21 protein-coding genes are annotated in these 24,943 nt (G+C 75.5%); 8 read left to right on the forward strand and 13 right to left on the reverse strand.

The genetic code is table 11. The annotated features are described in order from the left end of the window. Positions 1–265: 265 nt before the first annotated feature. From M8C11_RS17670 to M8C11_RS17685, 4 genes are read left to right on the forward strand one after another with little or no spacing between them, the layout of a single operon-like run. Complete coding sequence (locus M8C11_RS17670) at positions 266–3,451, forward strand: FtsX-like permease family protein (protein WP_252450772.1); 3,186 nt, start codon at positions 266–268, stop codon at positions 3,449–3,451. Beyond that, positions 3,448–6,171 carry an FtsX-like permease family protein gene (locus tag M8C11_RS17675; RefSeq protein WP_252450774.1) on the forward strand — a complete coding sequence of 908 codons (2,724 nt, stop codon included), beginning with the start codon at positions 3,448–3,450 and terminating at the stop codon, positions 6,169–6,171. Before M8C11_RS17670 ends, M8C11_RS17675 begins: the two co-directional genes overlap by 4 nt. Position 6,172: 1 nt before the next feature. Further along, positions 6,173–7,207 carry an ABC transporter ATP-binding protein gene (locus tag M8C11_RS17680; protein WP_013284833.1) on the forward strand — a complete coding sequence of 345 codons (1,035 nt, stop codon included), beginning with the start codon at positions 6,173–6,175 and terminating at the stop codon, positions 7,205–7,207. Then, on the forward strand, positions 7,207–7,932 hold the full coding sequence (locus M8C11_RS17685; RefSeq protein WP_252450776.1) for an ABC transporter ATP-binding protein: 726 nt from the start codon (positions 7,207–7,209) through the stop codon (positions 7,930–7,932). Before M8C11_RS17680 ends, M8C11_RS17685 begins: the two co-directional genes overlap by 1 nt. 52 nt (positions 7,933–7,984) lie before the next feature. Here the strand turns inward: M8C11_RS17685 and M8C11_RS17690 are convergent, their stop codons facing one another. Further along, positions 7,985–8,437 (reverse strand): GNAT family N-acetyltransferase, encoded by a 453-nt coding sequence (locus M8C11_RS17690; protein WP_252450778.1) that lies wholly within the window; start codon positions 8,435–8,437, stop codon positions 7,985–7,987. A 143-nt stretch (positions 8,438–8,580) separates the two neighbouring features. Beyond that, entirely contained in the window at positions 8,581–9,729 is a 1,149-nt protein-coding gene (locus M8C11_RS17695) for a helix-turn-helix domain-containing protein (protein WP_252450780.1), read from the reverse strand. A 170-nt stretch (positions 9,730–9,899) separates the two neighbouring features. On the opposite strand from M8C11_RS17695, the gene M8C11_RS17700 reads away from it, so the two are divergent. Continuing rightward, complete coding sequence (locus M8C11_RS17700; RefSeq protein WP_252450792.1) at positions 9,900–11,174, forward strand: YncE family protein; 1,275 nt, start codon at positions 9,900–9,902, stop codon at positions 11,172–11,174. A 15-nt stretch (positions 11,175–11,189) separates the two neighbouring features. Here M8C11_RS17700 and M8C11_RS17705 read toward each other — a convergent pair whose 3' ends face one another. Both M8C11_RS17705 and M8C11_RS17710 read right to left on the reverse strand, forming a co-directional pair. After that, positions 11,190–12,779 carry an alpha/beta hydrolase gene (locus M8C11_RS17705; RefSeq protein WP_252450794.1) on the reverse strand — a complete coding sequence of 530 codons (1,590 nt, stop codon included), beginning with the start codon at positions 12,777–12,779 and terminating at the stop codon, positions 11,190–11,192. A gap of 34 nt (positions 12,780–12,813) precedes the next feature. Continuing rightward, on the reverse strand, positions 12,814–13,926 hold the full coding sequence (locus M8C11_RS17710) for an ATP-dependent DNA ligase (protein WP_120570980.1): 1,113 nt from the start codon (positions 13,924–13,926) through the stop codon (positions 12,814–12,816). 136 nt (positions 13,927–14,062) lie between these two features. Here M8C11_RS17710 and M8C11_RS17715 point away from each other — a divergent pair, with 136 nt between their 5' ends. Both M8C11_RS17715 and M8C11_RS17720 read left to right on the forward strand, forming a co-directional pair. Then, positions 14,063–14,275 (forward strand): hypothetical protein, encoded by a 213-nt coding sequence (locus M8C11_RS17715; protein WP_252450796.1) that lies wholly within the window; start codon positions 14,063–14,065, stop codon positions 14,273–14,275. Between the two features lie 213 nt (positions 14,276–14,488). Further along, positions 14,489–14,911: an SRPBCC family protein gene (locus M8C11_RS17720; protein WP_252450799.1), complete on the forward strand. Its 423-nt coding sequence runs from the start codon at positions 14,489–14,491 to the stop codon at positions 14,909–14,911. A gap of 19 nt (positions 14,912–14,930) precedes the next feature. On the opposite strand, the gene M8C11_RS17725 is transcribed toward M8C11_RS17720, so the two are convergent. Continuing rightward, positions 14,931–15,419: a GNAT family N-acetyltransferase gene (locus M8C11_RS17725; protein WP_252450806.1), complete on the reverse strand. Its 489-nt coding sequence runs from the start codon at positions 15,417–15,419 to the stop codon at positions 14,931–14,933. A gap of 55 nt (positions 15,420–15,474) precedes the next feature. Here M8C11_RS17725 and M8C11_RS17730 point away from each other — a divergent pair, with 55 nt between their 5' ends. Further along, positions 15,475–15,996, forward strand: a complete 522-nt coding sequence (locus M8C11_RS17730) for a DUF1990 family protein (protein ID WP_252450809.1) — start codon at positions 15,475–15,477, stop codon at positions 15,994–15,996. Positions 15,997–16,000: 4 nt separating this feature from the next. Here M8C11_RS17730 and M8C11_RS17735 read toward each other — a convergent pair whose 3' ends face one another. The 8 genes from M8C11_RS17735 to M8C11_RS17770 all read right to left on the reverse strand — a co-directional run bounded on the left by M8C11_RS17735 (position 16,001) and on the right by M8C11_RS17770 (position 24,933). Beyond that, positions 16,001–16,915, reverse strand: coding sequence for a DNA-3-methyladenine glycosylase (locus M8C11_RS17735; protein WP_121683104.1), 915 nt, complete (start codon positions 16,913–16,915; stop codon positions 16,001–16,003). Positions 16,916–17,065: 150 nt separating this feature from the next. Further along, complete coding sequence (locus M8C11_RS17740) at positions 17,066–17,725, reverse strand: hypothetical protein (RefSeq protein ID WP_120570974.1); 660 nt, start codon at positions 17,723–17,725, stop codon at positions 17,066–17,068. A 204-nt stretch (positions 17,726–17,929) separates the two neighbouring features. Next, positions 17,930–18,709, reverse strand: coding sequence for an anti-sigma factor (locus tag M8C11_RS17745; RefSeq protein WP_252450812.1), 780 nt, complete (start codon positions 18,707–18,709; stop codon positions 17,930–17,932). After that, positions 18,706–19,404, reverse strand: coding sequence for a sigma-70 family RNA polymerase sigma factor (locus tag M8C11_RS17750; protein WP_013284847.1), 699 nt, complete (start codon positions 19,402–19,404; stop codon positions 18,706–18,708). The genes M8C11_RS17745 and M8C11_RS17750 overlap by 4 nt, the downstream gene beginning before the upstream one ends. 81 nt (positions 19,405–19,485) lie before the next feature. After that, entirely contained in the window at positions 19,486–20,343 is an 858-nt protein-coding gene (locus M8C11_RS17755; RefSeq protein ID WP_252450824.1) for a spermidine synthase, read from the reverse strand. Beyond that, positions 20,343–21,314, reverse strand: coding sequence for a hypothetical protein (locus tag M8C11_RS17760; protein ID WP_252450827.1), 972 nt, complete (start codon positions 21,312–21,314; stop codon positions 20,343–20,345). The genes M8C11_RS17755 and M8C11_RS17760 overlap by 1 nt, the downstream gene beginning before the upstream one ends. Then, on the reverse strand, positions 21,311–23,785 hold the full coding sequence (locus M8C11_RS17765) for an AAA family ATPase (protein WP_252450830.1): 2,475 nt from the start codon (positions 23,783–23,785) through the stop codon (positions 21,311–21,313). The genes M8C11_RS17760 and M8C11_RS17765 overlap by 4 nt, the downstream gene beginning before the upstream one ends. Next, positions 23,785–24,933: an exonuclease SbcCD subunit D gene (locus tag M8C11_RS17770; protein WP_252450833.1), complete on the reverse strand. Its 1,149-nt coding sequence runs from the start codon at positions 24,931–24,933 to the stop codon at positions 23,785–23,787. Before M8C11_RS17770 ends, M8C11_RS17765 begins: the two co-directional genes overlap by 1 nt. Positions 24,934–24,943 lie beyond the last annotated feature (10 nt).

The following is a 24,943-nucleotide window of genomic DNA, read 5'->3' on the forward strand; positions in this document are numbered from 1 at the left end:
AAGCAGGATCTGCGGACCGGCTCTGATGGGTCGCCGCCGGTTGAGGAGCAACCGGTGTAAGCGGGCCGAGCGGACCCAGCGTGCGGCGTGGTGAGGCGTCCCACGAGTGAGGCGGCCCACGGCGTGACCACACCCTACGAAGTCTTCCCGGATCCCGGGCAGTGGCCGGTAGGCCGATAACGATCATGTAACGGGCGCGAACCTTTTGCGGGGTGTCACTGCTCTCTCTCGGCATCGGCCCGCCGGGGCCAGGAGAGGACGTCGGATGAAGCTGGTGTGGAGGCGGGCGGTAGAGGCCCGTGGGCTGCTGCTCGCCGCCGCTGTCGCGGCACTCGTCGCGGTCGCGTTGGTCACCGGGCTCTCCGACTACAACCGCCGTGCGGTCGAGGCGGGCGCCCGCGCGGTGCTCGACGCCGCCCCGGCCGAGGAACGCAGCCTGCTGATCAGCGGCTCCGGCGGCGCGGACGCCGCCGCGTTCGCCGAGCGGGACCGGGCGGTACGGGAACAGTTCGCGAACGGGCTCGGCGGCGCTCCGGTCACCGTGGCCGGGGCCCGCTCCGGGACCGGGCGGGAGCTGACCGGTGACGTGGGCGCCGCCCGTACCGACGACGATCCGATGTTCGCCAACCTGGCCACGCTCGACGACCTGCCCGCGCACGCCGAGCTGGCCGCCGGGGCGTGGCCGGTGCCCGGCAGCAACCCGTTGCAGGTGACGTTGCCGGAGAAGGTGGCCGCGCAACTGAGCCTGGAGGTCGGGGAGCGGGTGCCGCTGTACGACCGGGGCGCGGAGCGCGCCGGCACGGTGGTGGTCGTCGGCACGTGGCGGCCCCGGGACGCCGCCGAGGCGTACTGGCGGCTCGCCCCGGGGGTGGGGGAGAGCCAGGGCGACGCGGAGATCACCTCGTACGGGCCGTTCGCGCTCGACCCGGCCGACTTCGCCCGCACCTTCACGGGCTCCACCTCGGCGGCCTGGGTGGTCGACCCCGAGCTGGTGGCGGTCGAGCCGGCCCGGCTGCCCGCCGTGACGACAGCGCTGGACGAGATCACCGGGAAGCTGCCCGAGGCCACCGGCCTGGGCTCCTCGACACAGCAGGTCAGCCACCTGGACCGGCTCGTCGACCGGCTCAGCCGGGCCGACCTGGTGGGCCGGTCCGCGCTGCTCACCCCGCTGCTGCTGATCGTGGTGCTCGGCGGGTACGCGCTGGTGCTGGTGGCCGCGCTGCTCAACGAGGACCGGCGGGCGCAGACGGCGCTGCTGCGGGCCCGGGGCGCGGCCCGGGGGCAGATCGCCGGGCTGGCCGTACGCGAGGCGACGCTCGTGGTGGCGCCGGCGCTGCTGCTGGCCCCGGCGCTGACCGGGCAGGCGATCCACTACCTGGGCGCGGACCTGGGGCTGGCCGACGGCGATCTGGCCCGGGTGTGGGTGGTCGCGGTCGGCGCGGCGGTGGGCTGCCTGCTCGCCATGGTGCTGCCGGCGATGCGCCGGGCCGGCACGTACGTCGCCGACATGGCGGCCCGGTCCCGTCCCTCCCGGGGAGCGGCGGTGCAGCGGGCGAGCGTGGACATCGCGCTGGTGGCGCTCGCCGTGCTCGCCTGGACGCAGCTGCGGCAGTACTCCTCGCCGCTGGCCGGCGCGAACGGCAGCCTCGGCATCGACCCGCTGCTGGCCGCCGCCCCCACCATCGGCGTGCTGGCCGGCGCGGTGATCGCGCTGCGGCTGCTGCCGCCGACCACCCGGATCGCGGAACGCTTCGTGGACCGCCGGACGTGGAACGCCACCATGTTCGGCATGTGGCAGGCGGGCCGCCGCCCGCACGCCGGTCCGGTGCTGCTGCTCGCGCTCGCCGTCGGCGGCAGCACGCTCGCCTGGTCGCTCGTCGCCTCCTGGGAACGCTCGCAGCGCGACCAGGCGCAGCACACGGTCGGCGCGGACCTGCGGCTGACCGAACGGGACGGCACCGCCCCCGCGGACCGGGCCGCCCAGCTGGCCGCCGTACCCGGCGTCGACCGGGTGCTGCCGGCCTGGCGCGACGACGTACGCCTGGGCCGTGAGGCCCGGCCGGCGACAGTGGTGGCGTTCGACGCCGCCGCCGCGAAGGGGATGATCCGGCTCGACGACGCCGGCGGTGACGCGTCCACCGGCGCCCTGCTGGACCGGCTCGCGAACGGCCGGACCGCGCCGGCCGGCGGCGTTGTGCCCGAGGGGGCGAAGACGCTGTCCGGCACCGTCCGCACGCCTGTCGACAGCATGTACGACCGGCCCCGGGTGACGGTGACCGCGTTGTTCACCACCGACGCCGGGGCCACCTGGAGGGTCCGGCTGGCCGAGGCCGACGGTGACGGGAAGCCGATGCGCTTCTCGGTGCCGGTTCCCGACAGCGGCGGCGCCCCGCTGCGACTGGCCGGCTTCGAGGCCGACGGCGGCGACGCCACCGGCAGTTCCTACCGGCTGCTCCTGGACGAGCTGCGGCTCACCGACGCCGACGGAGGGGTCCTGCCGGTGCCGGTGGAGGGGGCGTGGCGGGTGATCGACCCGGGCTCCGGGCCGCGCGGCACCGCCAAGGCGAGCCCGACCCGGATCGACGGGACGCAGGGCTTCGACGTGCCGGCCGGGCTGTTGCAGTTCGCCCGGGTGCCCTCGTCCCGGTTCGCGCTGGTGCCGCAGGCGCCGGACCGTCCGGTGCCGGTGCTCGTCACCCCCGGCGTTGCCGCCGCGATGAGCCTCAAGACCGGCGACACCGTCAAGCTGTCGGTCGCCGAGGTGACGGTCGAGGTCACGGTGGTCGGCCAGGTCGCCGCGGTGCCCGGCACCGGGGGCGACGGGGTGCTGCTGGACCTGCCCACCGCCACCACGCAGCTCCTCGAACGCAGCGGCGGCGTACGGCCGGTGGCCGAGTGGTGGCTGGGCACCACGCCCGGCGGGCACACCGCCGCCGCTGACGCGCTCGCCCCGACCGGCGGCACGGTGCTGCTGGACCGTCGTGCGGTGGCCGCGGAGGCCGCCGAGGACCCGTACTGGCAGGGCGCGCGCACCGGGCTGCTGGCCGCCGCGCTCGGCTCGGTGCTGCTCGCCCTGGTCGGCCTGGCGGTCGACGTCTGGGCCACCACCCGCCGCCGGCTCACCGAGTTCGCCGTGTTCAACACGCTCGGCGCGAACACCCGGCTGCTGGCACGCGCGTACCTCGCGGAACAGACGTTCCTGGCCGCGATCGGCGTCGGCGTCGGCATGCTCGTCGGCGCCCTCGTCGCGGCCACCATGGTGCCGCTGGTGATCCTCACCCCGGCCGCCGGCCGGCCGGTGCCCGAGGCGGCCTTCACAGTGCCTTGGGTGCCGATCGGGACGACAGCCGCCGGGCTGCTGCTCGCCGCGCTCGCCTTCGCCGCCCTCATCACCACCGGCATCCGCCAGCGGGTCGCCGCCGCGCAGCTCCGGATCGGAGGAGAACGATGAGCCTTCCTGGTGCCGCGCGCCGGGTACGCGCATACGGGGGGCAGTTCCTGCTGCTCGCCGTCCTGACCCTGGTGACCGCGCTGTTGATCACGGGCGTGCCCCGGGTGGCCGACCGGCTGACCGGGCAGGGGCTCACCGAGTACGTGGCCGGTCAGCCGGTGGCCCGCCGCGACCTCACGTACAGCACCGCGCCGACCGCGTTCCCGCCGTCGACCCGGGCCGCCGTGACCGGTAACGCGGCCGAGCTGGCCGGGATCGAGGAGGCGATGCCCGCCGAGGTCCGGGACACCATCGGTCAGCGCTGGTACGTGGCCCAGACCGTCCCCGGACGGCTGCGCGGCCCGACGCTCGCCCCCGAGAAGGGGCTGATCGACGTGCACCTGCGTGCCGGTACCGGCATCAAGGAGGCGGCCACCCTGGTCGACGGGCGGTGGCCGGAACGCCCCGCCGCCCCGGCCCGCACGGTCGAGGTGACGCTCGCCGAGACGATCGCCGGCACGCTCGGCGTGAAGACCGGCGACCGGTTCCAGCTCCTGATCCTCGACCCGGACGACAACGTGCTCAAGTCCCTCCCGGTCCACCTGGTCGGCGTGTGGCGGCCGAACGACCCGGCCGACGGCGTCTGGGACACGCTGCCGTCGATGCTCAAGCTCACCCCGCCCGAGGGCGACGGCGACCCGTTCGTGGGCGTCGCCTACACCGCCGACGGCGGCGTCGACGAGGCCGTCGCGACCGGCTGGCCGGTCAGCTTCGGCTGGCGGTACCGGATCGCCCCGGACCGGCTCGAACCGGGCCGCCTCGACGCGCTGATCGCCGGCGTCGACGGGCTGGAGCGCAGCCGTCCCGCCGTGGCGACGCTCAGCCAGGGCGTGGACATCGCGCTGCGGCGCTTCGCCGACTCGCTCGCCGCCGCGCGTACCCTGCTCGCGGTCATCGCGGCCGGGCTGCTCGCCACGCTGGCCGGGCTGACGCTGCTGGCCGCCCGGCTGGCCGCGCGTCGCCGCCGCGCCGAGTTCCACCTGATCCGGGCACGCGGCGGCTCCGCCGGCGCGGTGCTGCGCCGCGGCCTGGCCGAGTCGCTGCTGGTGCTGCCGGCCGCGGCCGGGATCGGCTGGCTGCTCGGCGGACTGCTGCCCGGCACCGGGGCGTCGTGGCGCTGGGTGGTGATCGCCGGGCTCCTGGCCACGCTGCTGCCGCCACTGGCCGCGCTCGCCGTCGGCCGCCGGGCCGGTGGGCGTTCCGACCTGGGCGGCCGGTCGCCCGCCGTCCGGATCACCGTCGAGGTGGCGGTGCTCGGGCTCGCCGTGCTCGGCGCGTTCCTGCTGCGCCGGCGCGGGCTCACCGCCGGTTCGGTGGACCCGCTGCTCGTCTCGGTGCCGGTGCTGCTGGCGATCGCGGCGGCGCTGCTGGCGCTGCGCGCGTACCCCTGGCCGTTGCGGCTGGTCAGCCGCGTCGCCGCCCGGGCGCGCGGCAGCGTCGCGTTCCTCGGCACCGCCCGCGCGGGCCGGGCCGCGACCACCGGGCCGCTGGTCGTGGTGGTGCTGGCCGTCGCCACCGCCGCGTTCTGCGGCGTGGTCGCGACCGGCATCGAGACCGGCCGGGACACCGCCGCCGCCCAGGCCGTGCCCGGTGACCTGCTGGTAGGCGGGGAGCGCTTCACGCCGGACACCGCCGAGAAGCTGGCCGGGTTGCCGGGGGTACGCGCTGTCGCGCCGCTGCTCACGGTGCCGGCCGAACGCCCGTACTCCGACCGCGCCGGACGTCCCGCCCCGATCACCGAGATGCGTGTGGTGCTGGTGGACGGGGAGCGGTTCGCCGAGGTGGCACGGGAGGCCGGCGTACCGGTGAGCGTGCCCGACGCGGTGCGGGCCCGCGCCGACGGGAACACGCCGCTGCCGGCGCTGGTGTCCCCCGCGGTGGCCGAGGAACTGGCCGACGCCGGGCTCGCCGACGCCCGGGGTGAGCGGCCCGCCTGGCTGGACGTGCAGGGCAACCGGCTGCCGGTGCGGACCGCCGCCACCGTCGACGAGTTCGCGCTGGTCGACAAGGGCGTACGCCGGTTCGTGGTGCTGCCGTGGCCGGCGTTGCCGGCCGACGCGCCGCATCAGCTCGCGCCCACCGGGTTCGTGCTGGCCGGCGCGGGCGTGGACGCCGCCGAGGTGGACCGGGTCGCGCGTGAGGGGCAGAACCGCTACCTGCGCATCGGTGGGGTCGGCACCGGGGACAAGGCCCGCGCGCCGGAGGTGACGACCCGTTCGGCGGTGCGCGCCGACCTGGGCGGCAGCGGCGTGAACGGCCTGCTGGTGTTCGGGTTCGTGCTCGGTGCCGGGGGCGGCGCCGCGCTGGGGCTGCTCGGGCTCGCGCTCGCGGTGCTCGCCGGGGCCCGCTCGCGCGGGCAGGTGCTGTCCCGGCTGCGCACCATGGGCCTGTCCCGCCGGCAGTGGCGCGGACTGCTGATGGTGGAGCTGACGCCGCTGGTGCTGGTGTCGGTGCTCACCGGAGCGGTGGTCGGCGCGTTGCTGCCGCTGCTGCTCACACCGGTGCTCGGCCTGCCCGCCTTCACCGGGGGCGTGGACGTGCGCCCCAGTTTCGAACCCGGCCTGGTGGCCGGGGTGTCGGTCCTGGCCATGCTGGCCCTCGGCTTCGCGATCACCGTGGAAGCCGTGAACAACCGCCGGTTGCGCCTCGGTGAGGTGCTGCGGCTCGGAGAGGAGAGCTGACATGACCGCGACCGCTTCCGGTCACCCGGGCCCGGCGCGTCTCACGCCGCGCGACGAACCGTCGTCCGCCGTACCGGACCTGGCGTCACTGCAACAGCGTGCCGCGCAGCGCGCCGCCGAACGGGCCGGCGGGCGCGACCGGCTGCGCGGGCACATCGTCTGCGACGGCCTGGTGCGCATCTTCAAGACCGAGGGCGTCGAGGTCGTCGCCCTCCAGGGCCTCGACCTGGTCATCGACCGGGGTGAGCTGGTCGCGATCGTCGGCGCCTCCGGTTCCGGCAAGTCGACGCTGCTGAACATCCTGTCCGGACTGGACACCCCCACCGCCGGCATCGCCCGGGTCGCCGACTACGACCTGCTGTCGCTGTCGAACAAGCGGCGGCTGGCGTACCGGCGGGACGTGGTCGGGTTCATCTGGCAGCAGACCGGCCGCAACCTGCTGCCGTACCTGACCGCGCTGGAGAACGTGGAGCTGCCGATGAAGCTGGCCGGACGGGCCGGCGGCGGGCGCAAGCGGCGCGAACGGGCCCGTGAGCTGCTGGACATGGTCGGCGTCGGCTACTGCGCGGACCGCCGGCCGGGCCAGATGAGCGGCGGCGAGCAGCAGCGCTGCGCGGTCGCCGTGGCGGTGGCGAACGACCCGGAGATCCTCTTCGCCGACGAGCCGACGGGCGAGCTGGACGAGGCCACCGGCGCCGAGGTCTTCGCCGCGCTGCGCACCATCAACGCCGAACTGGGGGTCACCATCGTGGTGGTCACCCATGACCACGCCGTGGCCGGCCAGGTCCGCCGTACCGTCGCGATCCGCGACGGCCGGACCGCCTCCGAGGTACGCCGGACCGCGCGCGTCACCGCCGACGGCGGCACCGAGATGGTCAGCGAGGAGTACGCGGTGCTGGACCGCACGGGCCGGATGCAGTTGCCGGCGCAGTTCGTGGAGGCGCTGTCCCTGCGCGACCGGGTCCGGCTCAACCTGGAACCCGACCACGTCGAGGTGCGCCCCGGCGACCGGGCGCACGGCGAGGAGAGTGAGTGATGACCGACCAGACAGTGGTGCTGCCGGCGGTGCCGGCGTCGGCCGTCGAGGACGTGGTCCGGGTCGAGGGGGTGAGCCGCACCTTCGGCAGGGGCGAGCACGCCGTGCACGCCGTGCGGGACGTCTCGTTCACGGCGGGACGCGGCGAGCTGGTCGCCGTCCGGGGTCGCTCCGGCGCCGGCAAGACCACGCTGCTGAACCTGGTCGGCGGCCTGGACCGGCCGGACTCCGGTCTGATCCGGGTGGCCGGGCACGACGTCACAGCGGCCGGTGAGCGGGAGCTGCTGTCGCTGCGCCGGGGCACGATCGGGTTCGTGTTCCAGACGTTCGGCCTGGTGCCGATCCTGTCCGCGGCGGAGAACGTCGGGGTGCCGCTGCGGCTGGCCAAGGTGCCGGCGGCCGAGCGGGAGCAGCGGGTGGCGGTGCTGCTGGAACTGGTCGGGCTGGGCGGGCACGCCGCGCAGCGCCCGTACGAGCTGTCCGGCGGCCAGCAGCAGCGCGTGGCGGTGGCCCGGGCGCTGGCGAACGAACCTGACCTGCTGATCGCCGACGAGCCGACCGGCCAGCTCGACTCCGAGACCGGACGGTCGATCATGGACCTGCTCCGGGCGGTGGTGCACGCCCGCGGCATGACCGCGCTGGTGGCCACGCACGACCCGGCGCTGATCGAGCTGGCCGACCGGACGCTCACGCTGCGCGACGGCCGGCTCGTCTCGGACGACTGACCCGTCCGCCGGGCCGCCACCGGGGCGGCCCGGCGGAGGGGTCGGGGCCGGGTCAGAGCGCCAGCTTCATGCCCTCGTGGCTGGCGACGAAGCCCAGGTCGCGGTAGAACCGGTGCGCGTCGGCGCGCTGCTTGTCGGTGGTGAGCTGCACCAGCGCGCAGCCGCGCTCGCGGGCCCGGTCGATCGCCCAGCGCATCATCGTCCCGCCCAGCCCGCGGCCGCGCCGGTCGGAGCGCACCCGCACCGACTCGATCAGGCACCGTTCGGCACCGTGCCGGCCCAGCCCTGGGATGTACGTGAGCTGGAAACAGCCGACCAGCTCCCCGCCGTCGTCGGCGACGATCAGCTGGTTGCGTGGGTCGGCGTCCAGGTCGGCGAAGGCCCGCTCGTACGCCTCGTCCACCTCGGGCAGGTCGCGGGTGCGGCCCAGCACGTCGTCGGCGAGCAGCGCGAGCACGGCGGGCAGGTCGGCGCGGACCGCCTCCCGGAAGATCACCTCGGTCACCCGGCCAGCCTGGCACAGTGCCTTGCGCCGGTGTGGCCCGGGCGGCGTCCCGACGTGTCGTCCGGTCGTGTCGCCTGGTTGTGTCGCCCGGCCACGGCCGGTCGGTCGCGTCGTCCGGTCGCGGCGCTTCGTTGCGGCGGCCGTCAGCCGCCGTCCAGCCAGCTCCGCAGCGCCCACCACCAGTGCACGGTCTCCGGCACCGTGCACCGCGCGCCCTCCTCGACCGGTGGCCCGCCGGTCAGCTCCCGCAGCCGGCGCAGCCGGTAGCGCACCGTGTTCGGGTGGACGTGCAGCGCGGCGGCGGTCTGGTCCAGCCGCTGACCGTGGTGCAGCCAGGCGAGCGCGGTGCCGGCCAGCTCCCGGTGGAAGCCGTCGGCCGGGTCGAGCGCGCCGAGCAGCGTGCCGCGCAGCAGTTCGGCCAGCAGCGGCTGGGCGGCCAGCGCGGTCTCCCCGGCCAGGTCGGTGACTCGACGCAGCCCACGCAGCCGCCGGTTGGCCGCCGTGGCGAGCGCCGCCAGGCAGAGTGCGTACATGTCCGGGGCCCGCTCCAGCGGCTGCGCGGGCGCCACCAGCGTCAGCAGGTCGGCCGGTACGGCGTCGGGCGGTCGCGGGAGCAGCCCGGCCAGCCGGTCCCCGACCGTGCCGAGCAGGCCGCCCCGCGCGGTGAGCTGCCGGTGCAGGGCGTACGCCCGGACCGGGTCCGGTGGCGCGGCGACCAGGCAGTGGTAGCGCCCGTCCGGCCGCAGCCCGAACCGGGTCAGCTCGGCCGGGGGCAGGCCCGCCGGGCCGTCACGCAGCAGCCGCCGCAGCAGGTGCGCCCGGGCCGCCGCGCCGGTGCGTACCAGTTCCCGCTCGGCGCTGCGGTGCCCGTCGACCACGGCCCGCTCCACCGCCGCGGCGTACCGGCCGATGGTGAGCAGCCCCTCCAGCAGCACCTCGTCGGGGATGCCGGCGGCTCGGCCGTGCCGGACCACCAGCTCCACCGCCCGGTCCCGCCCGGCCTGTACGCCGCGCAGCAGCCCGGCGACGGAGACGCCCTGCGCCGCCCGGTCCGCGCCCAGCCGGCGGGCCTCGGCGAAGTCCCGCCCGGCCGGATCCTCGTGGCGTTCCAGCGCGCCGAGACCGCTGGTCAGCAGCAGGACGACCTGGCGGCGTACCTCGTCGGCGGGCAGCCGGGCCACCTCGGGGGAGTCCGCGCGGGCCGCCCGCGCCACCTCGTCGAGCGCGGCCGGATCCGCGGACAGGTCGCGCAGCAACGCGCCGAACGTCGGGGCCTGTCCGGTACGGGTCATCGGCGTCCGCCGCCCTCCGGTTGTCGACACGACACAACCGGGCCGCGCGGGCGTTGGCGTCAGCTCCCTAGCCCCGGCGGCCGGCCGGTTGCTCTCCTGGTTGTTACCGCAAGGTAACACCTCGCGCCACTGAGAAACGTCGATGTCCTACCGGCTGCCAGGAGGCGTCCATGACACCCGTGCCACCCCGCCCGTCCCGCTCCCGCCGCCGCGCCGGCCTCGCCGTCCTGGCCGCGCTCGCCCTGGTCGCGCCGGCGCCGCTGGTGACGGCCCCCGCGCCGGCCGCCGCCGCGGTCGCGCTCCAGGAGGTGATGTTCGTCGGCAACAACTGGGAGGGCACCGCCGACGTCATCCGGTCCCGTGGCGACTACGCCAAGCTCGGCCGGATCAACGTGATCCCGGACCGCGCCGCGCGCCTGCGCGAGATCTACCTCAACCCGATCAAGCTGGCGTTCTTCCTCGGCATCCGGCAGGGCCCGGGAGAGGGCCACGACCAGCTCATCGACGACATGTACACCACGCCGGACGGCACCGCGCTCGTGGTGTCCCGGCCCAGCTTCGCCGACGTCGTCTCGATCGACCTGGCCACCGGCGCGCTGCGCTGGCGGTTCCCGGTCTCCGGCTACCGCTCCGACCACATGGCCGTCTCGCCCGACGGCACCCGCGTCGCGGTCTCCGCCTCCACCTCCAACACGGTGCACGTGCTGGACATCCGCACCGGCGCGCAACTCGGCTCGTTCGGCGCCGGCGACAAACCGCACGAGAACATCTACACCGACGGCGGCACCCGGCTGTGGAACATGTCCATCGGCGAGGTCAACACCGACCTGGACGCGCCGTGGCTCGACTGGACCAAGGGCGACCGCCGGATCACCGTCGCCGACACCGGCACGTACCAGGTGGTCAAGGTGATCGACATGCGGGACCGGCTGGACGCCGCTGGCCGCCGGGACCTCTCCGACGCGGTCCGCCCGGCCGTGTTCACCCCGGACGGCAGCCGGCTCTACTTCCAGGTGTCCTTCTTCAACGGGGTCGTCGAGTACGACGTGGCCACCGACCGGGTCACCCGCGTCGCCACGCTGCCGAAGAACCCGGCCACCAGCGAGGACCGCACCACCTGGGTCAACGACTCCCGGCACCACGGCCTGTCGATGAGCCCCGACGGCACCCGGATCTGCGTCGCCGGCACCATGGACGACTACGCCACCGTGATGGACCGGGCCACGCTGCGGGAGGGCCCGCTGGTGTCCGCGAGCAAGCCGTACTGGGCCACCGTCAGCGGGGACGGCCGGGACTGCGTGATCTCCGAATCCGGCGCCGACCGGGTCACCGCGATCAGCTTCGCCACCGGGCAGAAGGTCGCGAGCGTCCCGGTAGGCGACCACCCCCAGCGCGTCCGCATCGGGCACATCCCGGAGGGCTGGACGCCCCCGGCCGCCGGCTGACCGGCGGCCGGACCGTCACCGGGCGGGGCAGCGCAGCCCCTCCCGGGGGACGGTGAGCGAGATCAGGTACGCGTCGACGGCCGACGTCACGCACGACGTCTGCGGGTAGGCGGTGTGCCCCTCGCCCTCCCAGGTCAGCACCCGCCCCACACCGAGCATGGACGCGAGCGCGGGCGTCTGCTCGTACGGCGTGGCCGGGTCACCGGTGGTGCCGACCACCAGGATCGGCGGCGCACCGTCCGCCCGCCCGGTCGGGTACGGATCCCGCTCGCCGGGCCACTCCACGCAGCCCAGCATGCCCACCGCCAGCGCGGGACCGAACAGCGGGTACTTCTGCCGCCACTGCGACTGCAACGAGCGGACCTGCTCGCGGGTCGGCTTCTCGGTCTCGTCGGCGCAGTTGACCGCCAGGTTCGCGTCGAACAGGTTGGAGTAGTGCCCGTCGGGCTCGCGGCCCGCGTACGCGTCGGCCAGCTTGAACACGCCGTCCGGGTCGCCGCCCTGGAGGTCGTCGATCGCCCGGGCCAGCTCCTGCCAGCCCTGCTCGGTGTAGAGCGACGAGATCACCGCGTAGAAGACCCACCCGGGGGTGGCCTTGCGGCCGTCCTGCGCGCGTGCCGGGGAGGCCTTCGCCTTGGCGATCGCGTCCGTGACCGCACCCCGCGCGTCCGGGGCGATCGGGCAGCGGCCGGCGTTCGCCGCGCACCACCTGGTGAAGTTGTCGAACGCCCGCTCGAAGCCCTTCGCCTGGCTCTCGGACCCGGCGATCAGCTTCTGCTGCGGGTCGACCGCGCCGTCGAGCACCAGGGCGCGCACACGCTGCGGGTAGAGCTGCGCGTAGGTGGCGCCGAGCAGTGTGCCGTAGGAGTAGCCGAGGTACGTCAGCTTGTCGTCGCCGACCGCCGCGCGGACCGCGTCCATGTCCCGTGCGGCCTGCTCGGTGCCGTAGAGCGGGAGCTGGTCGCCGTACTTCGCGCCGCATCGCTCGCCGATGCGCCGGTTGAGGCCGACGAAGCCGTCGAACGACGACTGGCTCTCCGGGTCGGGGTCGTAGCCGAAACTGGCGTCCAGGTCGGCGTCGGAGATGCACTTGACCGGGCTGGACCGGGCCACCCCGCGCGGGTCGAAGCCGACGATGTCGAACCGGTCCGTGACCGCCGTCGGCAGGCCGCCGAACGCCGGGCCGAAGGACAGGTAGACGGCGGTGTCGACGCCGGACGCCCCGGGACCGCCCGGGTTGATCACCAGCGAGCCGATCCGGTCGCGCTGCTTGGTCGAGCGGGCCCGGATCAGCGCGATCTCGAACGTCTCGCCGGCGCCCGGCCCGGCGGTCGCGCCGGTGGTGGCCCCGGTGCCCCAGTTGCGCGGCACGGCGATCCGGGCGCAGTCGTAGCGCATGTCCGCCGCGCCCCGCCCGACCAACTCGTCGGGCACCTCCGGGCAGGCCCGCCACTCCGGCGCGGTGCCCGGCGGGGCGGCCTCGCCCTCGCTCTCGGCACGCGGGGCGAACGCCGGCAGCGTGCAGCCTGCGGTGAGCACCACCGCCGCGACGAACGCGGCCAGGACGGGCCGGAACCGGCGGGGCCGGTCGGGGAAGCGGGTCACGTGGGCGCCCTCCATGATCGTGTCGACCGTCAGGCTACGCCCGGCCGCGGGTGTCACCGACCGTCGCCGCCGGATCGCCGCGCAGCACCTCGTCGACGTCGTAACGGATCGGGCGGTCGAGCTGGCCGTAGTCGCAGGAGCGGGGATCACGGTCGGGACGCCAGCGCAGGAACCGGGCGGTGTGCCGCAGCCGGTCGCCCTCCATCGCGTCGTACGCCACCTCGACCACCAGCGCCGGGCGCAGCGGCTCCCACTCCAGGTTCTTGCCGCCGGTCCACCGGCTCACCCCGCCCGGGATGCGCTGACCCCGCTCGTGGTCGCCGTGCACCCACGGGTGCTCGCCGCCGACGTCGCGGTAGGGCTCCAGCTCGTCGAGCAGCTCCTTGCGACGGGCCATGGTGAACGAGGAGCTGACGCCGATGTGGTGCAGCACGCCGTCGTCGTCGTAGAGGCCGAGCAGCAGCGAGCCGACCACCGGACCGGACTTGTGCCAGCGGAAACCGGCCACCACCGCGTCCATCGTGCGCGCGTGCTTGACCTTGAACATGAGCCGCTTGCCCGGCTCGTACGGCAGGTCGGCCGGCTTGACGATCAGCCCGTCCAGCCCGGCGCCCTCGAACACGTCGAACCAGCGGCGGGCCGTCTCCGGGTCGGTGGTCACCTGCGTGACGTGCACCGGCGGGCGCACCCCGGACAGCGCCTGCTCCAGCCGCTCGCGGCGCCGGGGATAGGGCTGGTCCGTGAGCAGCTCGTCGTCGATCGCCAGCAGGTCGAACGCGACGAAGTCGGCCGGGGTGGTCTCGGCCAGCATCTTGACCCGGGAGGCGGCCGGATGGATCCGCTGGGCCAGCAGCTCGAAGTCGAGCCGGGGCTGCCCGCCCGGGCCGTCCCGGCGGATCACGATCAGCTCGCCGTCGACCGCGCACCGGGGCGGGAGCTGCCGCCGGGCCTGCTCGACCACCTCGGGGAAATAACGCGTCATCGACTTGCCGCCCCGGCTGGCCAGCTCGACCTCGTCGCCGTCGCGGAACACGATGCAGCGGAAGCCGTCCCACTTCGGCTCGTAGGTCAGGCCGTCGTCGGTGGGCAGCTCGGCCACGCTCTTGGCCAGCATCGGCTCGACCGGGGGGTTGATCGGCAGGTCCACGGCGACCAGTCAACCAGACCCCACCGACAGTGGTGAGGCAGATCACCGCCGGTGGCCGGGTGGCGTGTCCCGTCGCGGCCGCGTTCGTCACCGCCGCCCGAATGGTGAAACCGCAGGTCAGAGCTACCGTCGCGGCGTGCCGGAGTGGAGTTGCGGATGCTGCGGGCGCTGGCGGGTCAGCGTCGAGCTGATCCGTGGCCGCTACCGCTACCGGCTGGCGCACCACTACCCGCCCCAGCACGGCGGCGGCGCGAACGTCCTCGGCGAGGTCGGCTCGGTGGCCGAGCTGGAGGGCCTGCTGAAGCGGTACGCCCCGGTCACCCTGGCCGACCTCCGCGAGGCGGCCTGACTCTCCGGCCGATCCGGCGAACCGCCGATCTTGGAGTTGTGGCACCTCATAAATCTCGCCGAGCGGACATCCTGGGCGCCACAACTCCAAGATCGACGAGAGCGGGCGAGCGGGGCGAGCGGGGCGAGCGGGGCGAGCGGGGCGGGCGCGGGGCGGCGCGGGAGGGCGGCGCGGGCATAGCCTTGGGGGACCGTCCACGGGGGAGGAACGCCGATGCGGTTCGTGGAGTCCGTCGAGATCGCCGCCGACGTCGACCGCGTCTGGGCGGTGCAGAGCGACGTCGAGCGCTGGCCGGAGTGGACGCCCTCGGTCACCGCCGCCCGGCGGCTGGAATCCGGCCCGCTGGTGCTCGGCTCGACCGCCCGGCTGGAGCAGCCCCGGCTGCGCCCGGCGGTGTGGCGGGTCACCGAGATCGAGCCGCCGTACGCGTTCGTCTGGGAGTCGGCGAGCCCCGGTGTGCGTACCCGTGGTGAGCACCGGCTGGTGCCGCTGGAGGACGGGCGGACCCGGGCCGAGCTGGTCCTGGTGCAGACCGGTCCGCTGGCCGGGCTGATCGGGTTGCTGGCCGGCTCGATCATGCGCCGCTACCTGCGGCAGGAGGCGGACGGGCTCCGGCGCCGCTGCGAGGCCCGCTGACCGGCGCCGGAACGCACGCTCAGGCTCCGCCGGGAGACCCGGGGGCCGTCTTCTCCAGCACGGCGAGGCGGTTGCCGTTCTCGTCCGGCCGGTGCGCCACCACCCGGTAGCCGCGGCCCGCGTACAGGGACAGGTTCGCCGCGCTGTCCGCGCCGGTGAACAGCGCGAACCGGGTCACCCGGTGCGCGCAGGCGTGCTCGACGGCGTCCAGCAGCCGCCCGCCGACGCCCCGGCCCTGCTGGTCGGGGGCGACCGAGAGGCGGCCGACGTGGGCGGTGTCGCCGTCGAGGCGGGCGCGTACCGAGCCGACCAGGCGGGTGCCGCGCCGGGCGGCGAGCACCACGTCCGGGCCGGCCAGCGCCGCCCGTACCTCGTCCAGCGTCTCGGTCAGCGGGGGCAGGAACACGTCGCGGTAGCGCTGCGCCTCCACCAGGTACGCGGCACGCTGCACGGTGAGGATCTCGCCCGCGTCGGCGGGGCCGGCGGGGGCGATGGTCACGTCGGTCACCGGCTCAGCTCACCACAGCGCTCCCGGGCGGCCGTACGCTGGCGGGGGTGTTCCCATGAGCGTGGAGGTGGCCGCCGTGCCCGAGCTGACGTACCCGGAGGTGGGCGCGACCCGCGACGGCGGCCTGCCGGCGGGTTACCACCACCTGCGCCACCGGGTCCGGCTGCCGGACGGCGGTTTCCCGGTGGCGGCGGACGCGGTGCTGGGCTGGCGGCTGCACCGCGCCGCCGGCGTGGTGATGCGCGCGGACGCGCCGCGAGCCGCCCCCGGGGTGCGGGTCACGCCGGGGCTCGGTGTCGGCCCGGTGCGGCTGTGGGGCCCGACCGAGGTGGTCTGGACGGTGGACGAGCCGGACCGGGCCGGGTTCGGCTACGGCACGCTGCCCGGGCACCCGGAGGTCGGTGAGGAGGCGTTCCTTGTGACCCGGGGCGCCGACGGCGTCTGGTTCGAGGTGACCGCGTTCAGCCGCCCGGCCCACTGGTACGTCCGTGCCGGCGGGCCGGTCGTGCTGGGCTTCCAGCGGGCGTACGCCTGGTGGCTGGGTCGGACGCTGCGGCGGCTGTGCCGGCGCCGCTGAGCGGTCAGTAGCGGGCGAAGGAGCGGATCGGGGCGCGCGGGCCGTACTTCGGTGCCTGGACGCCGGCCGCCTCCAGCAGCACGCACACCCGGCCGCGGTGCCCCCGGAACGGCTCCAGCAGCGCCAGCATCCGGGCGTCGTCGCCGCGCGGTTCCCCGGCGAGCGCCCAGGCCACGGTGTTCGGCACGTGGTAGTCGCCGACGCTCACCGCGTCCGGATCCCCGTACGCGATGCGCACCACCTCGGCGGCGGTCCACGGCCCGATGCCGGGGACGGCGGTGAGCCGCCGGGTGGCCTCCGCCGAGTCGGCGCAGCGTTCCAGCCGGTCCGCGACGGCCGCCGCACGGCGCAGCGTGTCGGCGCGCCGCTGCTCGACGCCGAACGGGTGGAACACCCAGTACGGCGTGGCCGCCACCGCGGCGGGCTCGGGCGGCAGCAGCAGGGGTTGCAGCGGACCGGGCGCGGGTTCGCGGAAGTGCCGGACCGTGGCGGCGTACGCCCGGTACGCCTCCTTGCCGGTGACCTTCTGCTCGAAGACGGCCCGCAGCAGCCGGGGGAAGATCTGCCCGGTGGCGGGCATCCGCAGCCCGTGGTGCGTGTGGGCGAGCCGGGCCACCAGCGGGTGCGCGGCGGCGAGCGCGGCGAACCCGGTCAGGTCGTCGCACAGCCCGGCGATCCGGTCGGCCCGCTCGACGACCCGGTCGGCGCCCGGGCCGTACCCCTCGGCCAGCAGGTCGCCGGCTTCCGGGCGCAGCGCCAGCGTGGCCGGGCCGTCCGGGGTGCGGGTGGCCCACCAGAACGTGCCGGCGGCGATCCGCGCGCACGGGTCGTACGGGCTGAACGTGAGCGCCCGCACCGACGGGGCCAGCCGGTAGCCGGCCGGCGGGCGCAGCGTACGGCGGGCGTCGGGCGAGGTCACCAGGCCACTCTGCCACGCGGCCCGGCCGTGACGCCGGGCACGCCCCGCGTGCCGGGAGGCGGGCCGATGCCGGTACGCCCCGCCTCCCGGGTCCGCGACGATGACCGGCCGCGCCCTCCCCGGCGGGACCGGTCACCGTGTCCTGGTGCGTCAGTACGAGTAGTCCGAGCCGCCGCCGGAGCTGTTCGAGCCGCCCGCGGCGGGCGGCGCGACCGCCTTGGGCGTGCCGGTCGGCAGGCAGGTCAGGTTCTTCTTGCCGTTCGGGTCGACCACGAACCAGGTGCCGCCGACGCCCTGGCCCTTCCACTGGCCGGGCTTCTTGTCGCCGATGTAGCGGTAGACCGGCCAGCCGCCGATGGTGAGCTGCCGGGTGCCGTCCTGGCGGGTGATGGTGCCGACCTTGTCGTCGGAGACGCCGCGCAGCTGCGGGTTGCCGTCGGTGAGCGACGGCGGCCACACCTCGGCGCACTTGTCCACGCAGTTGGACTGCGGCGGGTCGTCGGAGTCCTTGTCGAACCGGTACAGCACCCAGCCGTCCTGGTCGGTGACGACGCGGCCCATCCGGGGCAGCTTCTTGCCGACCAGCTCGTCGGTGATCTTCACGTTGGACGGGGGCGCCTTGTCCGCGACCGGCTTCTCCTCGGGAGCCGCCGACGCCTCCGGTTCGGCCGCCGCGGTGGGTTCGGCCGCGGCGACGGCGACCGGCTCGGCCGCGCCCGAGTTCGCCCCGTTGTAGCCTGCTGGGGCGCAGGCCGTAAGTGCGACCATCGCGCTCGCGACGATGACGGTCGTCCGCTTGTGGTGTGCCACGTGCCCTCCTCGTTCTTGGCAGTTCGCCGAGTAGTACGGGCGCGGCGGTGTCAAGGTTGAACCCGCAAGGGTGGCACATTTCACAGTGGACCGATTGAACCGTTGGGTGCCGGCGTGCGTGCGTCAGCACGAGGGGGTTCGCCGGCCGGGCACGACACGACGGCGCCGGGTGGCCCAGCCACCCGGCGCCGTCGGCACACCCGGTCAGATGTCGTCGACCGTCACCAGCGGACTCGCCACGCCGTTCGCGTCGACCGACTGCACCTGGAGCTTGTCGATGTCTCGCACCGGGGTCCACGTGGACGCGCTCAGCTGCAGCGGAAGCTGGTTCTGGTTCGTCCCGTAGCCGCCGACCGGCACCGACCAGCTGGAGATCACCTCGCTGGTGGCGTCCTTGCGGACCACCACCAGCCGGCACGTGCGCGGCCCCGGCAGGCGGCTGAGCTGCACCGCGATCTGCGTGCCGTACTCCTTGCGGGCCAGCCACATCGTGGTCTGCACGCCCGTCCCCGGGTCGGTCGCGTTGTGCTGGTCGCCCTCGATCTCCTGTTCCCCGCCGACACCGGGGGCGTTCGGGTCGCCCGGCTCGCCGCTCGGCGCCGCCGTCGGCGCTCCGGGCGTCGGCACCGCCTGCGGCGGCGCCGGGTCGTCGCCGAGCATCCCGGCCGCCGCCGCGCTCACGCCGCCGAACACCACCACGGCCGCCGCCGTCGCCAGCAACTGCCGCACCCGGGTACGGCGGCGATCCCGCCGCACCGCCATCAGCGTCCGGTCCAGCAGCGCCGGATCGGTGTGCGTCTGCTCCAGCGCGGCCATCGCCTCGCCGTCGATGCCGGAGAGCAGCCCCACCACCGGGACCATCGTCTCCAGTTCCGCCGCGCAGGCCCAGCAGGTGGCCAGATGCTCCTCGAAGCGCTCCGCGTCCTGCGCATCCAGCACGCCGAGCGCGTACGCGGCGACGTCCATGTGGTCGGCCCGGCTCATTCGGTCACCCCCCTCTCCTGCAGAGCCGTGCGCAGCGCGCGCAGCGCGTAGTAGACCCGCGACTTGGCGGTACCGAGCGGAAGCCCCAGCTCCTCGGCCGCCTCCGGCACGGTGCGCCCCCGGAAGTACGTCGCCACCAGGATCTCCCGGTGCGACTGGCTCAGCGTACGCAGCGCGTCCGCTACGGTCATCGTGCGCAGCACCCGGTCGGTGCTGTCCGACTCGGCGAACATGGTCAGATCCCGGTCGTACGTCTCGGGCGGGCGGGCCTGCTCGCTGCGGTGCTCGTCGATGGCGATCCGCCGGGCCACGGTGACCAGCCAGGGGCGCAGCGAGCCCTGGCCCTGCACGCCGAGCCGGTGCGCGTTGCGCCAGGCCCGCAGCAGCGTCTCCTGCACGATGTCCTCGGCGCGCTGCCGGTCCCCGCCGGTCAGCCGCATCACGAACATCAGCAGCGGGCCGGCGTGCTCGGCGTACAGCAGGCGGATCAGCTGGTCGGAGTGGCTGGCCTCGGCGGAGGTCGCCTGGTGGCGTCCGGGAGCGGGTCGCGGCGGCACCGGGTCATTCTGGCGATCCGTGGACCGGGCGTCGACCCCCCGGCCCGAACGCGAGGCGCGCGAGTGTGGTTGTGCCCGGGCGAACATCCACTCGGGCCGCGCCACCTCGCCGTGCCAGCCGGCCGCCACCGCATGCATGCAGACCTCCGCTGTCCAATGACATCAGCCGGCCCCCACGGGCATGGCCGCCCGGTGATACGCAGCGATCAGCGGATCGGATCAACGTTTGACGGAAAAAATTCCCGGCGGTGGGGGAGTGGAGTCGACGGCGTCCGCGTCGTGGACCACCGCCGCGCCGCCGGTGAACCGGTCCAGCTCGGCGCCGGCCAGCACCCGGCCGGGGAACCAGTCGCCCGCCGCCCGCCGGGTCAGCTCCGGCACCGGCGGCTCCACCCGGGACGCGACCAGCACCAGGTTGCCGTAGCGCCGGCCGCGCAGCACCGCCGCGTCGCCGACCAGGCAGGCCCGGGGCAGCACGGTACGCACGGTCGCGACCTGCGCCCGCGCGTGCCGCAGCGGCGGGCCGTCGGCCACGTTCGCCAGGTAGCTGCCGCCGGGCGCGAGCACGCGGGCCACCTCGGCGGCGTACTCCACCGAGGTCAGATGCGCGGGGGTACGGGCGCCGGCGAACACGTCGGCCACGATCACGTCGTACGCGCCGTCCCGGCTCGACGTCAGCGTCGCCCGCGCGTCGGCCACCCGTACCCTCAGCCGCGGATCGGACGGCCAGGGCAGCTCCCGGCGGACCAGCTCGACGAGCGCGCCGTCCACCTCGGACACCCGCTGCGTCGAGCCGGGCCGGGTGGCCTGCACGTAGCGGGGCAGGGTCAGCGCGCCGCCGCCCAGGTGCAGCACCCGCAGCGGCGTCCCGGCCGGCGCCACCAGGTCCAGCGCGGCGGCCAGCCGCCGGACGTACTCGAACTCCAGGTGCGACGGGTCGGTCAGGTCCACGTGCGACTGCGGCGCGCCGTCCAGCAGCAGCGTCCACGAGCCCGGGCGGTCGGCGTCCGGCACCAGCTCGGCCCGGCCGGTGTCGACGTCGGCCGCCACCCGGTCGGAGTCGCGTCGCCGGCCCATCAGCGCCGCATCCCGCGCGCCGCGGCGGTGAGCACCCGGTGCAGCAGCCGCGCGTCGCCGAGCATCCCGCGCAGCCGGCGTTCCAGCCCGGCGATCGGCACCAGGTTCTGCGGGGCGCGCGGGTCCTTGTACGGGGTGGAGGCGAACCGGGGCAGCGTCACCAGCGACAGGTCGGCCAGCGCGATCGCCTCCGGCACGGTCAGGTCGGCCGAGCACTCCACCCGTACGATGCCCGCCCAGGGCGCGCCGGCGCGCACCGGCAGCCGCAGATACCACGACCAGCCGCCCCACGCCGTGCCCAGCCGGAACACCGGGCACCGCTCACCCGGCGCCAGCCCGGTCACCACAGCGGTCAGCCGGGCGTCCAGGTATTGGCTGTGCTGCGTCTTGATGTACCCGAGCGTGCGCGGCAGGTTGCGCCGGCTGCGCAGCGGGCCGTCCACCACCAGCAGGTCACCGTCGGTGCGTACCGCGTCGGAGACGGCCACCTCCAGCGCGGTCAGCGGCGCCTGCACCGCCGCCGGCAGCTTGCTCAGCTCACCGGTGCCGCTCACCCGGTGCACCGGGTAACGGACCGAGCCGGCGACCACGTCCTGCGCCGACGGGCTCGCCGTGAACAGCCCCCGGCCCACCCGGGCACCGGCCATCGCGGCGGCGCCCCGGTCCAGGTCGCAGCGCACCACACCGGCCGCGTACGAGGCGGCGATGCCGGGGAACGAGCCGCCGTCCTCCTCGGCCGTCCAGACGCTGGCGTCGATCCGGCGTACCCCGTCGACGAGCAGCACCACGTCCGGTGCCCGCACGCCCGCGCGGGGGCCGATGGCCCGCCAGTCGGTGGCCGGCAGCTCGACGTCGGCGTCGACCTGGGCGCTGCTCGGCGCGGCCGGCCCGGACCCGCCCGCCGCCTCGAACGACGCGCCGTACGCCGGATCCCAGGCGTCGACGAAGAACGCCGGCGACTGTGACGTCACAGGCCGGTCCGTTCCACGCGGGCCGTCCGCGCGTCCTTGCGGACCTCGAACCGGACCGGGATGCGCTCTGCCAGCGCCGGCACGTGGGTGACCACGCCGACCATCCGGTCACCCTGGGCGGCGAGGTTCTCCAGCGTCGCCGCGACCGTGTCCAGCGTCGCCGCGTCGAGTGTGCCGAAGCCCTCGTCCAGCACGATCGACTCCAGGCTCGCGGCGGTGGTGGACATGCCGGCGAGCTGTTCGGACAGCGCCAGCGCGAGCGCCAGCGACGCCTGGAACGTCTCCCCGCCGGACAGCGTCCGCACCCCGCGCCGCAGCCCGGCGTCGTGGTGGTCGACCACGAAGAACTCACCCTTGTCGTGCATCAGGTCGTACTGCCCGCCGGACAGCTCCCGCAGGATCCCCGACGCGCCGTCGACGAGCAGGTCCAGCGCCTCGGTGAGCAGCCAGCGCTCGAAGTTGTTGGCCCGCAGGTGCGAGGCGAGCGCCCGCGCCACCCGCGCCTCGTGCTCGTGCCCGGCCCGCTGCTCCCGCAGCTCGGCCGCCTGCTCGCGGCGCTCGTCGAGCCGGCGCAACTCCGCCTCGGCCCGCTCCACCGCCACCGCCACGTCGCGCGGCGCGTCCTGCGGTGCGTCCAGACCGGCGGCGGTGAACAACGCCGCGATCCCGTCGGCGACCTCGGCCGCGGCCCGCTGCGCCGCCTCCACCGAGTCGGCCAGGCCGTCCCGCTCCGCGCGCCGCGCCTGCGCCTGCTCGCCGGCCCAGCCGGCCAGCGCCGCCCACGCCGCCGCCACGTCGTCCCGGTCGGCGGCCGGCGGGCCGAACCGGGCCAGCCCGTCGCGTACCGCGTCGAAGTCACGCCAGGCCCGGCGCAGCCGCTCCTGCGCGGCGTCGAGCGCGCCCCGCGCCCGCCGGGCCGCCTCCCGGCCGGCCCGCACCGCGCCGGCCGCCTCCTCCAGCGCGGTGCGCAGCCGCGCGTGCTCGGCCAGCGACTCGCGCAGCCGCTCCGGCGCGGGCGCGTCCGCGAGCTGCTCGTCCAGCTCGGCCAGGCGCGCGCCGAGCTGGTCGTGCTGGGTCCGGGCGCGCAGCAGCACCCGGTCCAGCTCGCGCGCGGCGGTGTCGCGTTCCTGCACCACCCGCTTGGCCGCCTCGCTCGCCGCCCGCGCCGCCTTGCCCGCCTCGATCGCCCGGCTCACCGCCGAGCCCTTCGGCACCGCCGGCACGGAGGTGACAGTCTGCTCGCACACCGGGCACGGCGCGCCGTCGACCAGGTGCGCCCGCAGCGCCACCGCCTGGTCGGCGGCCTTCGCCTCCTCGTGCGCGCGGAACGCCGACTCCAGCTCCACCTCGGCCCGCTGCGCGTCCGCGCGCGCCGCCGCCAGCGCCTCCACCGCCGCGTCGTGCTCGGTCCGCGCCGCGTCCACCGCCGCGCGGACCGTCGCCGCCTCCGCGGTCAGGCGGTCCCGGTCCGCGTACGCCTTCAGGTGCAGCCGCAACGCGCTCTCGTCACCGGCGGCGGCCAGCTCCCCGCGCAGCTTCTCCTCGCGCTCCTCGGCCAGCCCGACCGCGCCCGCCGCCTCGTCGGCGGCGACCCGGGCCTGCGCCACCGCCCGCGCCAGCTCGGCGGTGCCCTCCGGCGGCCGCACCCCGGCCAGCACACCCAGCTCGGCGTCGAGGGCGGCCAGCGCCGCCGCCCGCTCACCCGCCGTCGCCCGGGCCCGCTCCCATTCGGGTACGGCGGCAGCGACCGCCGCGGCCAGTTCCCGCATCGCGTCCACCCGCTCCCGGGCGGCGGTCAGGCTGTCGTCGTTGACGTCGGCGAGCCCGCCGAGCATCTTGTCGACCGTCTCCAGCTTCGCCTCGGCCTGCCCGGCCCGCTCGACCGCCTTCTTCTGCACCTCCTCGTAGACGCCCAGCCCGAGCAGGTTCACCAGGATCTGCTGGCGGGTGGCCGGCTTGGCGTGCAGGAAGTCGGCGAACTGCCCCTGCGGCAGCACCACGCAGGAGGTGAACTGCTCGTACGGCAGCCCCACCGCGTCCAGCACCGCCTGTTCCATCTCGGCCGGGGTGCCCGCCACCACCTCGCCCAGATCCTCCGGGCTGAGCCCGGTGTCGAGCTTGGTGACGTCGAACCCCGGCGGCATGAGCTGGAGACCGGCGTTCGCCGTCTTCACAGTGCCCCGCCCGTCACGGCGCACCACCCGGGTCGCCACGTAGCGGTCACCGGCGGACTCGAAGACCAGCCGGACCCGCGCCTCGGTGGCCGACGGCGCCAGCGCGTTCGCCAGCCCCCGCGTGCCGCCCCAGCGCGGCACCGTGCCGTAGAGCGCGAAGCAGATCGCGTCGAGCACCGTCGACTTGCCCGAACCGGTCGGCCCGACCAGCGCGAAGAAGTCGGCGTCGGTGAAGTCGACAGTGGTCTCGTCGCGGAACACCGTGAACCCGGCCATGTCCAGTCGCATCGGCCGCATCAGTGCTCCACCTCCTCGAGCAGCTCGTCGAAGAGCTCCCGGACACCCTCGTCGGCGTGCCCGCGGCTGTCCAGGTAGTCGCCGAACAACTCACCCGGCGACCGGCCGGCCCGCTGGGCGGTACGCGTCCCGCTGCCCGGCGCGGGCACCAGCTCCGGGTCGATCCGGATCTCCAGCGCCCGGGGCAGCAGCTCCTGCACCTCCTCGCGCAGCCCGGCCCGGGGCTGCTCCCGGACGTAGACGCGCAGCCAGCCCTCCGGCGCCTCGATCTCGGCGAGCTGCGCGAGCGTGCCGCGTACCGTGCGCAGCGGCACCGCGCCCGGCACCGGCACCTCGCGGACGCGGGCGGCCGTGGTGGCGGTGACCTCCACGATCGTCACGGAGCAGACGTTCTCCTGCTCGCCGAAGTCGACGGCGAGCGGACTGCCGCTGTAGCGGATCGGGCACGGGCCGATGACCCGCTGCGAGCGGTGCAGGTGACCCAGCGCCACGTAGTGCGCGTTGCCCGGGAAGACCGTGGCCGGTACGGCGTATCCGAGCACCGTGTGCGCGTCCCGCTCGCCGCCGCCGGTGCTCGCCCCGACCACTGTGAGGTGCGCGGTCACCAGGTGCACCCGGTCCGGCTCGGTGAACCCCTCGGCGAGCCGCTCCAGCACCCGGCCCAGGTGGTCGGCGTACGTCTGGTTGGCCTCGGCCGGCGTGAGCGTGTACATCTCCACCGCGCGCACCGCGTACCGCTGGGACAGGAACGGCAGCGCGGCGACCCGCCAGCGCTCCCCGCCGGCGGTGACCCCGTCGACGACGTGCTCGTCCGGGTTCTCCCGGACACTGCCGCGCAGCGTGATCCCGGCCGCCTCGGCCCACGGGCGCAGCGCGTCCAGCGCCGCGCCGTTGTCGTGGTTGCCGCCGATCGCCACCACGTCGGCCCCGGTCCGCCGCAACGCGGTGAGCGCCCGGGTGACCAGCCGGGTCGCCTCCGGGGTCGGAGCCGCGGTGTCGTACAGGTCACCGGCGACGATCACCAGGTCCGGTCGCTCACGCTGGGCGATGTCGATGACCTGGGCGAGGACCTGCTTGTGCTCCTCGGCCCGGGACTGCCCCTTGAGGACCTTGCCGACGTGCCAGTCGGAGGTGTGCAGGATCTTCATCTGGGTGCCG

Origin of the sequence: Micromonospora sp. CPM1 (genome assembly GCF_023896895.1) — a bacterium.
In the GTDB taxonomy this organism is placed as follows: domain Bacteria; phylum Actinomycetota; class Actinomycetes; order Mycobacteriales; family Micromonosporaceae; genus Micromonospora; species Micromonospora tulbaghiae.

Bases quoted from the DNA above. Each gene is read 5' to 3' on its own strand.
- M8C11_RS17680 (WP_013284833.1), top strand. From the start codon at position 6,173: ATGACCGCGACCGCTTCCGGTCACCCGGGCCCGGCGCGTCTCACGCCG.
- M8C11_RS17685 (WP_252450776.1), top strand. From the start codon at position 7,207: ATGACCGACCAGACAGTGGTGCTGCCGGCGGTGCCGGCGTCGGCCGTC.
- M8C11_RS17670 (WP_252450772.1), top strand. From the start codon at position 266: ATGAAGCTGGTGTGGAGGCGGGCGGTAGAGGCCCGTGGGCTGCTGCTC.
- M8C11_RS17770 (WP_252450833.1), bottom strand. From the start codon at position 24,933: ATGAAGATCCTGCACACCTCCGACTGGCACGTCGGCAAGGTCCTCAAG.
- M8C11_RS17730 (WP_252450809.1), top strand. From the start codon at position 15,475: ATGAGCGTGGAGGTGGCCGCCGTGCCCGAGCTGACGTACCCGGAGGTG.
- M8C11_RS17720 (WP_252450799.1), top strand. From the start codon at position 14,489: ATGCGGTTCGTGGAGTCCGTCGAGATCGCCGCCGACGTCGACCGCGTC.
- M8C11_RS17750 (WP_013284847.1), bottom strand. From the start codon at position 19,404: ATGCATGCGGTGGCGGCCGGCTGGCACGGCGAGGTGGCGCGGCCCGAG.
- M8C11_RS17695 (WP_252450780.1), bottom strand. From the start codon at position 9,729: ATGACCCGTACCGGACAGGCCCCGACGTTCGGCGCGTTGCTGCGCGAC.
- M8C11_RS17765 (WP_252450830.1), bottom strand. From the start codon at position 23,785: ATGCGGCCGATGCGACTGGACATGGCCGGGTTCACGGTGTTCCGCGAC.
- M8C11_RS17675 (WP_252450774.1), top strand. From the start codon at position 3,448: ATGAGCCTTCCTGGTGCCGCGCGCCGGGTACGCGCATACGGGGGGCAG.
- M8C11_RS17755 (WP_252450824.1), bottom strand. From the start codon at position 20,343: ATGGGCCGGCGACGCGACTCCGACCGGGTGGCGGCCGACGTCGACACC.
- M8C11_RS17700 (WP_252450792.1), top strand. From the start codon at position 9,900: ATGACACCCGTGCCACCCCGCCCGTCCCGCTCCCGCCGCCGCGCCGGC.
- M8C11_RS17745 (WP_252450812.1), bottom strand. From the start codon at position 18,709: ATGAGCCGGGCCGACCACATGGACGTCGCCGCGTACGCGCTCGGCGTG.